This is a genomic window from Ligilactobacillus ubinensis (assembly GCF_024160875.1).
GTDB classification, from domain to species: Bacteria; Bacillota; Bacilli; order Lactobacillales; family Lactobacillaceae; genus Ligilactobacillus; species Ligilactobacillus ubinensis.
In genome coordinates this window covers 32,472-47,822 of record NZ_JAIULA010000023.1, presented here as the reverse complement: position 1 = coordinate 47,822, position 15,351 = coordinate 32,472, and the positions used below count along the sequence as shown (strand labels likewise).

The 15,351-nt window shown below is 33.9% G+C and carries 14 protein-coding genes; 9 read left to right on the top strand and 5 right to left on the bottom strand.

The genetic code is table 11. The features are described 5' to 3' along the window. Positions 1-165: 165 nt before the first annotated feature. The gene (locus LB941_RS10285; protein ID WP_253361879.1) at positions 166-426 is read left to right on the top strand and encodes a metal-sensitive transcriptional regulator; all 261 of its coding nucleotides are present in this window, start codon (positions 166-168) and stop codon (positions 424-426) included. A 129-nt stretch (positions 427-555) separates the two neighbouring features. Here the strand turns inward: LB941_RS10285 and LB941_RS10280 are convergent, their stop codons facing one another. Next, complete coding sequence (locus LB941_RS10280; RefSeq protein WP_253361877.1) at positions 556-1,368, bottom strand: Cof-type HAD-IIB family hydrolase; 813 nt, start codon at positions 1,366-1,368, stop codon at positions 556-558. Between the two features lie 200 nt (positions 1,369-1,568). Between LB941_RS10280 and LB941_RS10275 the strand changes: the two genes are divergently transcribed. Genes LB941_RS10275 through LB941_RS10260 form a run of 4 tightly spaced genes read left to right on the top strand, consistent with a single transcriptional unit; the run spans position 1,569 to position 5,066 of the window. Next, positions 1,569-2,318 carry an alpha/beta fold hydrolase gene (locus LB941_RS10275; RefSeq protein WP_253361875.1) on the top strand — a complete coding sequence of 250 codons (750 nt, stop codon included), beginning with the start codon at positions 1,569-1,571 and terminating at the stop codon, positions 2,316-2,318. Between the two features lie 19 nt (positions 2,319-2,337). After that, the gene (locus LB941_RS10270; protein ID WP_253361873.1) at positions 2,338-2,661 is read left to right on the top strand and encodes a metal-sulfur cluster assembly factor; all 324 of its coding nucleotides are present in this window, start codon (positions 2,338-2,340) and stop codon (positions 2,659-2,661) included. Between the two features lie 18 nt (positions 2,662-2,679). Next, positions 2,680-3,666, top strand: coding sequence for an ABC transporter permease (locus LB941_RS10265; RefSeq protein ID WP_253361870.1), 987 nt, complete (start codon positions 2,680-2,682; stop codon positions 3,664-3,666). Further along, positions 3,666-5,066 (top strand): RsmB/NOP family class I SAM-dependent RNA methyltransferase, encoded by a 1,401-nt coding sequence (locus LB941_RS10260; RefSeq protein WP_253361868.1) that lies wholly within the window; start codon positions 3,666-3,668, stop codon positions 5,064-5,066. The genes LB941_RS10265 and LB941_RS10260 overlap by 1 nt, the downstream gene beginning before the upstream one ends. Positions 5,067-5,229: 163 nt before the next feature. On the opposite strand, the gene fni is transcribed toward LB941_RS10260, so the two are convergent. The 4 genes from fni to mvk are packed head-to-tail and all read right to left on the bottom strand — an operon-like array spanning position 5,230 to position 9,284. Next, entirely contained in the window at positions 5,230-6,255 is a 1,026-nt protein-coding gene (gene fni, locus LB941_RS10255) for a type 2 isopentenyl-diphosphate Delta-isomerase (RefSeq protein WP_253361866.1), read from the bottom strand. 11 nt (positions 6,256-6,266) lie between these two features. Continuing rightward, entirely contained in the window at positions 6,267-7,337 is a 1,071-nt protein-coding gene (locus LB941_RS10250) for a phosphomevalonate kinase (protein WP_253361863.1), read from the bottom strand. A gap of 25 nt (positions 7,338-7,362) precedes the next feature. Continuing rightward, positions 7,363-8,331, bottom strand: coding sequence for a diphosphomevalonate decarboxylase (mvaD, locus tag LB941_RS10245; RefSeq protein ID WP_253361861.1), 969 nt, complete (start codon positions 8,329-8,331; stop codon positions 7,363-7,365). After that, entirely contained in the window at positions 8,331-9,284 is a 954-nt protein-coding gene (gene mvk / locus LB941_RS10240; protein ID WP_253361858.1) for a mevalonate kinase, read from the bottom strand. Before mvk ends, mvaD begins: the two co-directional genes overlap by 1 nt. 156 nt (positions 9,285-9,440) lie before the next feature. Between mvk and LB941_RS10235 the strand changes: the two genes are divergently transcribed. The 4 genes from LB941_RS10235 (at position 9,441) to asnS (ending at position 15,330) form a co-directional block, all read left to right on the top strand. After that, positions 9,441-12,224 carry a helicase C-terminal domain-containing protein gene (locus LB941_RS10235; RefSeq protein WP_253361856.1) on the top strand — a complete coding sequence of 928 codons (2,784 nt, stop codon included), beginning with the start codon at positions 9,441-9,443 and terminating at the stop codon, positions 12,222-12,224. An 87-nt stretch (positions 12,225-12,311) separates the two neighbouring features. Next, positions 12,312-12,812: a cell wall elongation regulator TseB-like domain-containing protein gene (locus LB941_RS10230; protein WP_253361854.1), complete on the top strand. Its 501-nt coding sequence runs from the start codon at positions 12,312-12,314 to the stop codon at positions 12,810-12,812. A gap of 22 nt (positions 12,813-12,834) precedes the next feature. Next, positions 12,835-14,013 carry a pyridoxal phosphate-dependent aminotransferase gene (locus tag LB941_RS10225; protein ID WP_253361852.1) on the top strand — a complete coding sequence of 393 codons (1,179 nt, stop codon included), beginning with the start codon at positions 12,835-12,837 and terminating at the stop codon, positions 14,011-14,013. 15 nt (positions 14,014-14,028) lie between these two features. Next, positions 14,029-15,330, top strand: coding sequence for an asparagine--tRNA ligase (gene asnS, locus LB941_RS10220; protein ID WP_253361850.1), 1,302 nt, complete (start codon positions 14,029-14,031; stop codon positions 15,328-15,330). Positions 15,331-15,351: the final 21 nt, after the last annotated feature.

Here is a 15,351-nt window from a genome sequence, read left to right as displayed (position 1 = left end):
GAGGACGTATCGGTTCGACCCCGATCACCGGTATAGTGATAAGCTTAACTGTTAATAAAGACAGTTAAGCTTTTTTTGGAATTGATTATGTTGTTAAACTAGCTTTAGTTAGAATCGAGTGTCTGAAGTTTGGTTATGAAATATATTAGAGAGGGTGTAGCTATTATGGAAAAACAGGATAAAATGGTGATAAATAGACTTAAGAGAACAGAAGGACAATTACGTGGAATTCAAAAAATGATTGCAGATGAAAAAAGTTGCGTGGATATAATTACACAACTTAGTGCAGTTCGATCTAGTGTAGATAGAATTATGGGTATTATAGTAGCTGAAAATTTAAAAGAATGTTTTGAAAACCCTGCAGAAAATGAAAAGCTTCAAAATCAAAAAATTGAACAAGCAATTAAAATGATTATAAAAAAGTAGTACCATCGAATAGAAAATTAGGGAATACAATAGTAAAATACTATTAGTATTTCCTACGTATAATAAATAATAGCCCACTACAAAAAGGTGTTAAATTTGTAGTGAGCTATTGTTTAATAAGTACAGATTTTATTCTGCTAAATCTAGATAGTCTTCTAAATAATGAGCTAAGCCATCATGATTATTGTCGTATTTAGTTACATCGTTAGCAACGCTTTTTAGTTGTTCTGTTCCATTTTGCATAACGACGCCCCAACCAGCATAGTTAATCATCTCAAAGTCGTTGTGCTCATCTCCAAAAGCGATAATGTTTTTGCGGTCAATATTAAAGTTTTGAGCTAAAAAGCGAATCCCATGTGATTTATCAACTCCTTTGGGAGAAAGCTCAAGAATCGGATTTGCTCCGCCCCAAACGCCAATATTTAGTTTATCACCAAATTCCTTTTTTAATTCAGTAACAACATATGGTAATTTAATTTTATCTACTAACATAGTCATTGCTGATGGATTACTAATAAGATTTTGGCGATTCAGAATTTCATTTGGTTTTAGCGTAGTCGGAAAGAAGTTAGGAATAAAGTTATTAGGTTGATCAACTAGAGCAATATTTTTTCCTTCTGCAGCAATGATTTTAATACCTAACTTTGCTTTAGCGGCTACTAATTCAAGAGCAATTTCTTTACTGAAAGTTAATTCATATTCTTTATCCCATTTTTTATGAGGAAGATGGCCAACAGCACCGTTAAAATTGATCATTGGGCTTTGCAGTTCGAGTTCATCATAAATGTTTTCAGACATTCGATTAGGACGTCCTGTAACGATTGAGACAATATGTCCTGCATTTATGGCTTTAAGTAAGACAGCTTTTGTTTTCGAACTAACTAAAGAGTCTTTATTTAGTGTTGTACCATCTAAATCAATCGCGATTAATTTTTGGTCCATAAAACCCTCCATAAATTTTGAATATTGGATTATTAAGATGTTTATATCAGACAGATACTCCGTTATTTTAACATAGTTTTATTAGTTAAGAAACATGTAACTATTATTCTAATTCCTTTAAAGAGGATAAAGTTCGTTGCTAAAGAGGTTAGAATCCTCTAAAATAGAAGATAAGACATAACAAGAAAGTGGGATGGAAAATGAGCATTATAGTTATAGAAAAAGCGATGGCGACTATTCCAGTTTTGGAATTAATAGACGATAATTTAGCGACTCAAAAATTGCCTTTAGTAGTTTTTTATCATGGATGGACAGGTTGTAAAGAAAAAGTGCTCACACAAGGGTATGAACTTGCTAAAAAAGGTTTTCGTGTCGTTTTACCAGATGCTTTGTATCATGGAAAACGTCAAGAAGGAAAGACCGAAGAACATCAAGCAGAATTTTGGAAAATTGTCGTTCAATCAGTTAAGGAGTTTCCGGATTTAATTAAAGCATATGAGAGGACTATAGGATATACCAAACTTGGGGTTAGTGGTTTATCTATGGGAGGAATTACAACTTGTGCATTAATAGCATCATATGATTGGATTGATGCTGGTGTTTGCTTGGAAGGCTCACCACACCCAGTGAAATTTGCCAATGCACTGTTAAAGGTTATCCCTAAAGCAAACGAATTGCCTAAAGAGTTTGTGAAAGAACAACTTAGTAGCTTAGATAAATATGATCTAGCTTTGCAATCGGAAAAAATAAATAAGCGTCCATTACATTTTTGGCATGGAACAGCAGATGAAATGGTACCATACAAGCTAACAAAAGAGTTTTATGATGAAATCAAAGATAAGCCATATGCTGCTAATGTAACTTTTACAACAACACAAGGTGCTCATCATAAGGTTTCTTATGCAACAACAATTGAGATGGCTGATAAATTCGAAACATATTTTAAATGACTAATACGGGAGAAAAAAGATGGCAGAAATAAAAAATAATGAAGCATTAAAAGCAGCTATTTTAGATGCATTGGAAGAAGTTATTGACCCAGAATTAGGTGTGGATATTGTTAACTTGGGTCTAGTATATGAAATTAATGTAAGCGATAAAGGTGAATGTGAAATTCAAATGACGTTAACAACAATGGGGTGTCCTTTGACGGATCTATTAGCTGATATGGTAGAACGTTCCTTAAATAAAATTTCTGAAATTACAGCAGTTGAAGTTAAGTTTGTGTGGGAACCAGCTTGGACGATGGATCGCATGTCGAGATACGCTAAGATGGCTTTAGGAATTCACTAAAGAAACAGAGGGATTGCTTTGTTTAAAAAAAAGTTTTTTGTAATTTTATATACAATGATTTTAGCATTTTTAGGAGTTTTAACTTTCTATAAAATACAGGAAAGAAATTTAATAATTCAGTTAAATAACCATAACTTATCTGCATCAGCTTATCGGATAAAGCTGAAGAATAATACAAATATTAATGATCTTGATAATCAATTATCGGCTGCGGGAAAGTTAGATGATATTCAAGTGCATTATCAAGATAAAAAAAATAAGAATATTACGTATTTTTATGGTAAAGGCGATTTTGCAACCCCACCAATGATTTCAGGAAGCTTTTTTTCGACTGATGATTTTGCTTCAGATGTCACGGTTGCAGTAGTAGGAAAAAATGTTGCAAAAAAATTATACAAACCGCAAGATCAAGCATACTTAAAATTACATGGAAATTATATTCCAGTCATTGGAGTTATGGGAGACACTAAGAGCTCGCAATTAGACAATCAGATTTTTATTGCTGAATCACAACTAAAAACAGTTAAAATGAGTACAAGCAAATATAAAATTGTTATTGATGCTAAAGAGCCAATGAAGAAAAAAGAAATCACTGAATCTTTGGCAATTAAATCTATTACTAGGTTGGTTTCAAATAAATTTATCGTGCCGCAAAGTACTTGGATAGTACAGCATTGGACACAAATGCTTTGTTTAATCGCTATTTTTGTTGGGCTGATAGGTGAATTGCTTTTATGGATTGCTTCATCTAAACGAAACTATTTAGCAGCAAGGTTTTTAGATATGAGTAGTCGTAAATATGCTTTTGAAGAATGGAAATCATATTCTCTTTATACAGGGCTAGGAACATTGATAGGTACACTTATCGGAAATCTATTTTTGTCTTTAAACTCCTTAGTTGGTGCTCTATGCTACTCAATAGGCACATATTTATGCATGAGTATATTATTTTTTATTCTAGTCAATAAAAGTATTAATAAGGTAGAAAGGAACGAGAAAGAATAGTGCACTTACCAAAAGACTTTGTTTCAAAATATGAAAAATTACTTGGCGCAGATGCTAGTGCTTTTTTGGCAAGCTTTGATAGTGAAGTAGAAAAAGGCTTTAGACTTAATCCACTGAAGCAGAATTATCAAAATACTAGCTATTCAAGTAATGAGAAAGTTAGTTATATTCCGACAGGGTATTATGGTGTCGTTAAGGGGAACACCTTGGAGCATCAAACCGGCTATGTATATAGTCAAGACTTGAGTGCAATGTATGTTGCGCAAGTAGCTAATGTTAAGCATGGAGAATGGGTATTAGATTTATGTGCAGCTCCAGGAGGAAAATCAACACAACTTGTAGAAAATATGTATAACGAAGGCTTGTTAGTCAGTAACGAGATTAATCATAAGCGAGCAACAATTTTAGCCGAAAATATGGAGCGGACAGGAGCACACAATTATATCGTATTAAACGAAGATCCAGCAACGTTGGCACACAACTTTGATGCAATATTTGATAAGATTATCGTTGATGCGCCTTGTTCTGGAGAGGGTATGTTTCGTAAGGATCACCAAGCAACTTCATATTGGCATCAAGATTATGCAGTAGAATGTGCTAAACGTCAAAAGACTATTTTAGTTGAAGCTATGAAAATGTTAAAATTAGGCGGTGAATTAATATATTCAACCTGCACATTTGCTCCCGAAGAAGATGAACAGATTATAGCATGGCTCTTAGAAGAATATCCTTATTTACAAGTGTTGCCAATTAAAAAATACTCAGGGATGGACAATGGTCGTCCGGACTGGGCTAATGGTGGAGCAAGTCTTATAAATACCGTTAGGCTAATGCCACATCATTTTCGAGGGGAAGGGCACTTTATTGCATTATTAAAAGATACACGCCAAGAAAATGAAAATGTATCCAAGCTATCTAGTGTTAAAAAGAAGAAAAAAAGAAGTAAAAAAAGGACCGTTAGCTTAACAAAAGAACAACTTATATTATGGCAAGAATTTAATCAAAATATGATGAAGAAATTTACTATTTTACCAGAAGACTTATACTTATCAGGTGACTATTTATATTATTACAATAGAAATTGGCCTGATATTTCACAAATGAAGTTTATGCGCCCAGGATTGATGTTAGGTATTTTTAAAAAGAAACGGTTTGAACCGAGTTATACATTAGCATTAGCTTTACATCCAAGCGAAACGAATAATGTGCTCCAGTTGAGTATGGCTCAATGGCAAGAATATGTTTTAGGCAATGTAATCCAACTTGATGAACAGATACCCAATGGATGGTATTTGCTAGTCTGTGAAGAAAAAGCATTTGGGTTTGGTAAGGTAGTTAATAAAACAGTAAAGAACTTCTTTCCTAAAGGATTAAGATTTAATGCAGGAAACAAAATATAGATAACTAAAAAGTGAGTTTAGGACAAATAAATCCTAGACTCACTTTTTTTGAATGTTTGGTGCTAAATTGGATGCTTGAAAGCAAGTTGTTACGCACAATAGTGTACAATCCGAATTACTGATTATTCGGGATCCGGACGCTAAGAGGCGTAATAGCCGCTTTTTAACTAAGTTGATTTTTAAAGTTAAGCAAGCAAGGAGATAATATATATTGAACTTGACGAAGTTCTGAGATATTTTGACATCCCAATAAGAGCATTAGTTGACGAATTTGCTGCTTTAATTCTTCAATAAAGGAAATTAACCCATCTTCACCATTTTTTATTAAAATATGCAAGAATTGCCCCGAGATACCAACGTTGTCAGCTCCCAAAACTAAACATTTAACAATATCAAGAGCATTTCTAATACCACCAGAGGCAGTAAAGGAGAAGTCAGTTTTAAAAGCTTGAGCCGCAATTAAAGCTTCCGCTGTTGTGATCGCCAATTCGTCAAAATAAGCTAATTCTTTGTTTTTACGCCGTTCATTTTCAATTTTGACAAAGTTGGTGCCGCCATAACCAGATAAATCGACATATTTAACGTTAGTTTGCTGTAAAAAGTGTAATGTTTTTGGAGTTATTCCGGTACCTACCTCTTTAACTAAAACAGGCACAGAAAGGTTATTAACGATGTCAGAGATGTTAGCAAGCCATTTAAATGCAATATCACCTTCAGGCATTACTAGTTCTTGGGCAACGTTAAGATGAAGCTCTAAAGCATCAGCATTTAACATTTTAACTGCACGGTTAGCAGCACTTAAATTATGATGAGCACCTAAATTTCCTAAAACAAGGCCTTGCGGATTTTCTTGCCGAACAATTTCAAAACTGGCTTTTGTTTCAGGGATACTTAAGGCGATGCTTTGCGATCCCGTAGCCATCGGAATGTTTGTAATTGCTGCAACACGTGCCAGTTTTGCATTCAACTTACCTGTTTGCACACTTCCGCCTGTCATTGCATTTATGAAAAAAGGATACTCAATACTATAGCCAAGAAAATTAGTGTGTAAATCTATTTCTGCTAGAGTAAGTTCTGGGATATTTAAAGGCAAGAGTCTTATTTGGGATAGTCCATTTTGTGATTCTGCGGTATATAGTTTTTCTGCAATAATAACATGCTCATCTTTGCGATGCGAATGCTTATTCATTTTTTTCTCCTTCATTTGATTATATGCACTTTTAAGTTAAGTGGAATTATGCCAAGTTCTTTCCATTTTGCAAGTAAAAGAGAGGTATCAACATTTTTATTTAAAATAATAATTCCACAGTCTCCGCCCCCAGCACCAGAAGTTTTTGCTGCACCGCCAAAACTTTTGGCAGAAGTAATTAACTCTTTTAATAATGGTGTTTCAATATTGAGACCGCTAATTTTTCCTAAATCATGAAGTAGTCTCCTATTGGTTTTTAACTCACGTTGGATTGTTGAAAGTGATTTAGTAGCGAAACCATTAATCATATTATTGAGACAAGATTTGCTTTCAGCCAAAAACGCAGTATATTTTTGCTGTTTTTCGGCCTTGGTTAAACTGACAGCATCAACGAGTTGAGAGGTAGATGCGGGGGAACCTGTCCAACCGATTAAAAGATTAAGACTGGCAGGTGGTGTCAGTTCTTTGATATTTAAATCAGGCCATGTCATTTTTAAGAGGGTAGAGAGGCTATACTTTTGCCGGGCTAACATTAACCATTCACGGTTGACGGAGTGATAAGCTAGCCAGCCACCATAGACACTAGCAGCGATATCACCAAGCGAGCCATTTCCTTGGACTTCAAAATGGGCAATTGCTGCTAGTTTAAATAAATATTCTTTTGTAATTGGTAAGTTGTAATAAGCACAAAGTCCTTTGACCGTAGCAACCGTAACAGCAGCAGAGGAACCTAAACCATATTTTTTACCATCATTACTATCAAGTTGACTGTCAACACTTAAATGATAACAGTCAAGCTTGCAATTGCAAATTTGCGCATATTCTTCTGTAATTTTAATACCTGCAAGGATATAGTGAAAAGGATTATCACGGTTGTCAAAAATCATATGATTACCTTCACGTGTCCAAAAAATCGAGTTTTCTTCATATTGCTTCGATACTATAGAACCAATAGAATCACTTTTATTGATAGTCACATGGACGAATTGATTTATAGCAACTAATATTGCTGGATAACCAGTTTCAACGACAGCATATTCACCTGCGATATAAAGTTTTCCTGGTGCTTTGACCTTAATCAAAAAAATCATGTCCCTTCAAGCGTAATTATATTAAAGTAACTCCTGGTCCTGGAGAAGATAAAAGTAATTGTTCAGGTGAAAAAACAGTTGAGAGTTTTTTCTTTATTGCAGTAACATCTTTACGTAGACATAAAACTTTAACATTAGGTCCAGCATCTAAGGTGTAGTAACAAGAAATACCTGTTTGACGTAATTCTTCAACTAAACGCATAGCGATTAAACTTTCTGGCTCAAAATAATTAAAGTGAGGGCTTGCACTAAGATTTAATGCATGCATTTTCATTGCATTTTCTTCAGAAATGCGGCCCATCTCATCAAAATTACGCGCTAAGATAGCTTTTTTTAAATCGCTAATATTTTGCTGGCAAGTCTCTACCCAAGCTTGATAGTAAGGTGATGAAGCAACGACAGATTGCATACCTAAACGAGATGTTATTTTCTTTTCCTTTGAATTTAAAACAATAGCAAGTACACTAATATCCCAATCAACATTTTCTAAAAAGGGTACTGCATAAGAATCCGTATCATTTGTTCCTTGTTGCCATTCAACAAAGCCGCCATAAATTGAGCGACATGCAGAACCTGAACCACGTCTGGCTAATCTTGATAGATTGGTTTTATTTAAATTAAGACCAGCTGCACAGCTAGCTGCTTTTGCCAAAGCTGCATATGCTGATGCAGATGAAGCCAATCCAGCTTGTGTTGGTACGTGATTAACAGAATCAATCGTAGCAAAGGTTTTAATGTTGGCTAAAGAGCGAACAAGATTCATAAAGCTTTTTATTTTAGGGTCATCTTTTAGTTTGTTATTAAGATAAAAAGTATCATGCTCTAGTTCTTTATCAAAAGTAACAGTTGTATCTGTATAAAAATGATCAAGTGTTAGTGATAAAGAATTATTCATAGGAATAATTAATTCTTGGTTTTTTTTGCCCCAATATTTAACTAATGCAATATTGGTATGGGCACGTGCAGTTACTGAGCACGACTTCATCAAAGTTCCTCCTTTGGTGACAAGGGTTGAATCCATGTTCTAGTCACTCCATTTTTTACTAAAATTTCAGCAAGTTTTATAGCATCAGTTTTATTTCGCATCAGGTTAATAAAACAGCCACCTTGACCTCCACCTGTAAGTTTACTACCAAGTGAACCATTGTTTCTACTTAGATTAATGAAGTTTTCTAAGGTGGGTGTGCTGACTCCAAGAGCCAAAAGATGGCTTTGAGCTTGATTAAAGGTTTGACCTAAACCAACAACTTGGTTAGTTGCAATTTGATTTTTAGCAATTCTGGCTAAATCACCTAAAGCAATAATGTGATTCTGTGTTATATGAGTGTTATTGTTAAGCTTTTCTTTAACAATTTGGATAGCTTTACTTGTCTGACCTTTAATACCACTATCACAAATTAACAAGTAAGCATCCATATCAATTGGTAAAGGTAACATTTCTTTATTACGGATCATCCAAATAGGCTGTGAACTTGCACTGGTAGCAACATCTAAGCCACTTGGATTACGATGAGTTTCGATTTCTTCAATATTTGCTAGACGGAGTAATTCAGAGTGCTCTAAAGTCCAGCCAAAGTACTTGTAAAAGCAACGGATAATAGCAATAGCTACTGCAGCTGATGAGCCCATGCCACGTTCAGCGGGCAATTGGCTAGTAATTGATAAAGCAAAACCTGTATCTATTTTACCATGTTCTGTTAATATTGCTTCAATTAGTAAATTAATGCCAGTCATCTCTAAGGGCATCTTTTTAATAGGACCACTAAAATAGCTACTGTTAATTGTCTGAATACCTGGGGCCTGTTTTTTTAAGCAAGCTTGGGTTTTTATTGTTGACAAGGGCATTGCGATTGCCGGTTGCCCGTACACAACAGCATGTTCACCTATCAAAATAATTTTTGCTTGTCCATAACCACAAACTGCTTTATTTTGTTCCATGGTATAAAAAGACTCCTTTCTACTAAATTAGTATCAAATTATAAGTATATCTAAACGGATGGAAAACAATTTAAATTATACCCGTTTAATGTACGGGCGACAAGAAAATATGCTAGAATTAAATGGAAAAGAATTCGAAAAGTCGGTGAAATTAAATTGAAATCTCCCACAATATATGCAGTTGTTGATTTAGAAACAACGGGGACTAGTCTCGATGGTAAACAACGTATTATCCAATTTAGTTGTGTATTGGTACAGAATAATAAAATTATTAATAAATTTAATACTTTAGTCAATCCGCAAATGAGTATTCCTTTAGAAGTTCAAAAGCTAACAAATATAACTAATAAGGATGTTAAGAATGCGCCTTGCTTTGATGAGGTTGTAGGAACTATTTTTGCATTTTTACAAGGAACTGTATTTGTAGCACACAATATTCAATTTGATTATCGCTTTTTAAATTTAGAATTTGAGAGAGTGGGATATCCTGCATTAGATTTATCAGGAATAGATACGGTCCAAATGGCTCAGATTTTATTACCTGATTTGCTATCATATCGATTAATTGATTTAGGCAAATATTTGGGATTAACCCATGAAAATCCACATCACGCAGATAGTGATGCTTTAGTTACGGCTAAAATTTTTATATTTTTACGGGAACGATTGAAGAAATTACCCTATATCTTATTAAAAAGGCTTGCATCAATGAGTCATTGTTTAGTATATGATACTAATCAATGTTTTAATGAGGCGTTAGAAAATAAATCAGAGTCTAATGAAGTTTTGGCAAATAACTTAATGGTAGTGGGAGATATCGTCATTCGCCGGCCCCAATTTAGCACACCGCCTAGGACACAGCTACAGTATCCGACAGAAAAAAAAGATAAGCAGCTTCAATTCGAGAATGTTATTGGTTGGCGGAGTGAACAAGTAAAACTAATGGATGATATTCATAGCTTTAATCAAAAAAAGCAACGCTATCTTATGGCAGAAGCACCAACAGGATTAGGAAAAACATTGGGTTATATGTATCCTTGTGCATATGAAGCATTAAATGGACGCAGAGTTGTAATTAGTACAGCAACTACAACACTACAAAATCAAATTAAAGAAAAGACTTTACCGGTTATTGAGCAACTTTTAGGACAAGATTTTAATACGGTTGTTTTAAAGGGAAACAATCACTATATTGATTTAGATAAGTTTTGGCATTCTCTGCAAAGACAGCAAAATAAACACACAAAAATTTTGCAGATGCGGATTTTAGTTTGGTTGACTAAAACAAAACAAGGAGATTTGGAAGAATTACATTTAACCCAAATGAATGATGCTTTATTTGCAGAAATTGCGCATACAGGATTACAAGGGCTTAGTCAGGACAGTTCTTTTTATAAAGTGGATTTTTTGCGGCGACAGCAAATTGCATTGCAAAATGCACAGTTTGTAATTACGAATCATGCATACTTACTGAGTCACGCTGAAGAATTTAGCCATCAAGAAAATTTTTTAGTTATCGATGAAGCACAAAATTTGATAGATATAGCAATAACACAGAATCGAAAGTTCATTGATTTTGATGAGATAAAAATCTTAGCAGATACTTTGTTAACTAAAATGGAATCACATATTTCGTTTTCATTTAAAGACCTTGTAGAACATGGCTTTTTAACCCAATATCAATTTTATGAACTAGTCAAAACAACTCGTAGCATAGACTATGACGTACCTGAGCTAAGAGGACAGTTGCAAAACTACTTTCTAGATAATGAAAAAAATGCTTTTGAGGTGTATGTTCCATTTGATAAGTTAAAGATTTTTGTTGAAAGGCATTTTGCGCAAATAAATCACATTCAAACAACTATTTATAAATATCAGCAGTTAAATAATAACTTAAGACGTTATTTTAATAGTAATAGTGACAATCTTACAGTAAGTGAGCAACAACTATTATTAGATTATTTTATCTTAGTAAATGCTTTGAATGATGCGCTTGTAAATTGGCAATATTTAATACTTGATAATGAAGTGGACAAGAAATCCGCTCAAGTATATTGGTTAAGCATACAAGAAAAGCAAAATAACGCACATTTACGCTTAAGTTATGGTATTCTTGAAGGTCAAAATTATTTGGAAACACAATTATATGCATATTTTAATAAGGTTATTTTAGTTGGAGCAAGTTTATTAACAGCTAAGACGCAAGAATATTTACTCAAGCAGCTTGATTTACCTGACAATATAGAAATCAGAAAGTATAACAGCCCCTTTGATTATCAAAACCAGGCTTGTACATTAATTGCTGGTGATGCATTAGATGTAAGTGATCCCAATTATGAAGTTTTTCTTGCACAAACACTAATTGAAATTATTCAAGCGCAAAAACGGCAAACATTAATTTTATTTAATTCGCTTGAAACTATTAAGCATATATATACAGCCTTAAGTCAAGCTGGATTGACTAATGAACGTGAGATTCTAGCACAAGGAATAACTGGTGGAGTTGAAAAAATTAAAAAACATTTTGTTTTAAATTCGCAAGGTAATAGTGTTTTACTAGGAACAGGCAGTTTCTGGCAAGGAATTGATTTACCGGCTAAACAATTAGAATTATTGATAGTAACTAGATTGCCTTTTCAAGCACCGGAATCATTGTATAATAAAGTTCGTTATGAACGAGCAAGAAAAAAAGGTGCCAATCCATTTTCAGATTTAGCGTTACCAGAAGCAATTATTAAGTTAAAGCAAGGTTGGGGGCGATTGATTCGAACACCTAATGATAAAGGTGCTTTTGTATTGCTTGATTCACGCTTTGTGACAAAAAAGTATGGACAAGAGTTTTATCAAGCATTTCCGTCAAATTTAAATCCACAAATTATTAAAACAAAGGATATAACTAAGAAATTGGATACATTTTTTATAAAAAAGAGTTGTGATTAGTTAGTTAGTCGTGACGAATTTGTGAATACAAGTTATAATAATATGGTGTAATCTTATTAGAGAAAGGTCACGGGTTGAAGGAAATATATGCGAAGAACAAAAAAAGCACGTTTTAGTTGGAAACAGTTAATAATAGTTTTATGCATCATTCTTGTAGGTTATGGTTGTTGGTATAGTTACCATAAAGCACAAGAACCATTAGTTGCTGCCAAGAAAGAAGCATATACATTAGCTGACAAGTATGCCAATCTTAAAACACATACAGCTTTTTATTGGTATAATCGAGAAAAAACGTATTATACGGTTGCCGGTAAAAATAATAAGAATGAAGCTGTTTATGTTATTGTTTCAAAAAAGGGTGATAAAATTAATATCTATTCTCAAAGTAAGGGTATTACTGCTAAAAAAGCCAAACAATATGTCCAAAGTAATGAGAAACCCAAAAAGATTTTAAAAGTTGCTTTAGGAATGAAAACTAAGAAACAACCAGTTTGGGAAATTACATATCTTAATAAAAAAGGAGAACTTTGTTATGATTTGATTTCCTTTAAATCTGGAAAAGTTATTAAATCAATTCAAAATATTTAATAGTTAAGGTGGGTATAAATCTATGAAAATTTCACAACGTGCACAAAATATTCAGCCATCAGCTACACTAGAGTTATCAAACAAAGCTAAAGAGATGACAAATAAAGGTATTGATGTTATTAATCTGTCTGTTGGTGAGCCGGATTTTCCAACCCCTGATTTTATAAAAGAAGCAGCGATTGCAGCAATTAAGGCAGGAAAATCAGATTCATATACAGCTGCTAGTGGTATTTTACCATTACGACAAGCGATTGCAGATTTTACAAACAAAGATTATGGAACAAACTTTAGTGCACAAGAGGTAGCTGTCACCGTAGGAGGTAAATTTTCATTATATGTTCTGGCACAAATACTTTTAGACGATGAAGATGAAGTGCTTATACCGCTACCTTATTGGGTTAGTTATGGTGAGCAAGTTAAGTTAGCGGGTGGAGTACCTGTTTTTGTGCAACCGGCTAATGGTAAAAAAGTTAGTGTGCAAGATTTAGAAAATGCGCGAACTAAAAAAACTACGCTTGCAATAATAAATTCACCACAGAATCCAAGCGGTTTGGTGTATACGAAAGAAGAATTAGAAGCAATTGGTAATTGGGCTGTTAAATATGATATAACTCTAATTACAGATGATATGTATAGTAAACTAGTTTATAATGGTACGAAGTTTGTTTCATTGTTAGATTTATCTGATGCAATTAGGAAGCAAACGATTCTAGTTAACGGATTATCTAAAGCATATGCTATGACCGGTTGGCGAATAGGGTATACGGTCGGGCCGATTGAGGTAATAAATAAGATGAATGCAGTGCTTGGACATGCAACGAGTAATATTGCAGCAGTAAGTCAATATGCTGCATTGGCTGCAATTACTGGCAATCAGGACTGTGTAAAGCAAATGTGTGCTGAATATGAGCATCGGTTAAATACGATATATCCGTTGATTAAGGCTTTACCTGGAGTGACTATAGATAAACCTAAAGGTGCTTTTTATATGTTCCCTAATGTTAAACAAACAGTGATTAAGACAGGGTTTGAGAGTACTGAAGAATTTGCGCATGCATTGCTAGAAGAAGCACATGTGGCAGTTGTTGCTGGTGTTGCTTTTGGGATGCCAGATTGTATTCGTATTAGTTATGCAACAGATATAGATAGTTTGAAGGAAGCTATAGCACGCATTAATAAATTTATTGAGCAACATCAGTAAGTAGGAGGATTACTAGTGGAAAAGATTAGTATTATTGACGCTAAGAATTATGTTAATGAAAAAGTAAAAATTGGAGTTTGGTTAACCAATAAACGTTCTAGTGGAAAAATTGCATTTTTGCAACTTAGAGACGGATCGGCCTTTTTCCAGGGAGTTGTTGTCAAAAGTAATGTTTCAGAAGAAACTTTTAAACTGGCAAAAGAGGTTAAACAAGAAGCAAGTTTATATGTAGTCGGAACGATTCATGAGGATTCTCGTTCACACTTTGGTTATGAAATAGAAATTGAAGAGATAGAGATTGTTGGTGAAAGTGAAAATTATCCAATAACACCTAAAGAACATGGAACAGATTTTTTAATGGATCATCGTCATTTATGGTTAAGATCTAAGCGTCAATATGCCATTATGCAAATTAGAAATGAAATGATTCGAGCAACATATGAATTTTTTAATAAGGAAGGCTTTATTAAGTTTGATGCACCTATTCTAACAGGTAGTGCGCCAGAAGGAACAACAGAATTGTTCCATACGGAATATTTTGATAAAGATGCTTATTTGTCACAATCAGGTCAGCTTTATGAAGAAGCCGGGGCAATGGCATATGGGAAAGTCTTTTCTTTCGGACCAACTTTTAGAGCAGAAAAATCTAAAACAAGAAGACATTTGATTGAGTTTTGGATGATTGAACCAGAAATGGCTTTTATGCATCAAGAAGAAAGTTTAGAAATTCAAGAACGTTATATAGCATTTCTCGTGCAAGGTGTCCTTGATAATTGTGATTATGCATTAACAATTTTAGAAAGAGATAAGGACGTTTTAAAAAAATATACAAAACTCCCATTTCCACGTATTTCTTACGATGAAGCAATTAAGATATTGCAAGATTCTAAGGAATTTCCAAATATTACATGGGGTGAAGATTTTGGCTCGCCAGAAGAAACGTATTTAGCTAATCAATTTGAGCAACCAGTATTTGTATTGAATTATCCTAAAGCAATTAAGCCATTTTATATGAAACCACACCCAACACGGGATGATGTTGTTATTTGTGCTGATTTGTTGGCACCTGAAGGTTATGGTGAAATTATTGGAGGATCAGAGAGAGCTGTTGATCCTGAATATTTGGAAAAACAGATTCAAAAAGCAGGTCTTGATAGTAAAGAATATCAATGGTATCTTGATTTAAGACGGTATGGTAGTGTACCACATGCAGGGTTTGGTTTAGGTCTTGAACGTGCGGTTACTTGGATTACAGGTGAAAGTCACATTAGAGAAGCAATTCCATTCCCACGTTTATTAAATCGCATTTATCCTTAAAGTATAGAAAATGAGATATAT

What these genes read in the sequence shown, in the direction of transcription:
- LB941_RS10280 (WP_253361877.1), bottom strand. Translation starts at nt 1,368, where the DNA reads ATGGACCAAAAATTAATCGCGATTGATTTAGATGGTACAACACTAAAT.
- LB941_RS10225 (WP_253361852.1), top strand. Translation starts at nt 12,835, where the DNA reads ATGAAAATTTCACAACGTGCACAAAATATTCAGCCATCAGCTACACTA.
- LB941_RS10285 (WP_253361879.1), top strand. Translation starts at nt 166, where the DNA reads ATGGAAAAACAGGATAAAATGGTGATAAATAGACTTAAGAGAACAGAA.
- mvaD (WP_253361861.1), bottom strand. Translation starts at nt 8,331, where the DNA reads ATGAAGTCGTGCTCAGTAACTGCACGTGCCCATACCAATATTGCATTA.
- LB941_RS10230 (WP_253361854.1), top strand. Translation starts at nt 12,312, where the DNA reads ATGCGAAGAACAAAAAAAGCACGTTTTAGTTGGAAACAGTTAATAATA.
- LB941_RS10270 (WP_253361873.1), top strand. Translation starts at nt 2,338, where the DNA reads ATGGCAGAAATAAAAAATAATGAAGCATTAAAAGCAGCTATTTTAGAT.
- mvk (WP_253361858.1), bottom strand. Translation starts at nt 9,284, where the DNA reads ATGGAACAAAATAAAGCAGTTTGTGGTTATGGACAAGCAAAAATTATT.
- fni (WP_253361866.1), bottom strand. Translation starts at nt 6,255, where the DNA reads ATGAATAAGCATTCGCATCGCAAAGATGAGCATGTTATTATTGCAGAA.
- LB941_RS10275 (WP_253361875.1), top strand. Translation starts at nt 1,569, where the DNA reads ATGAGCATTATAGTTATAGAAAAAGCGATGGCGACTATTCCAGTTTTG.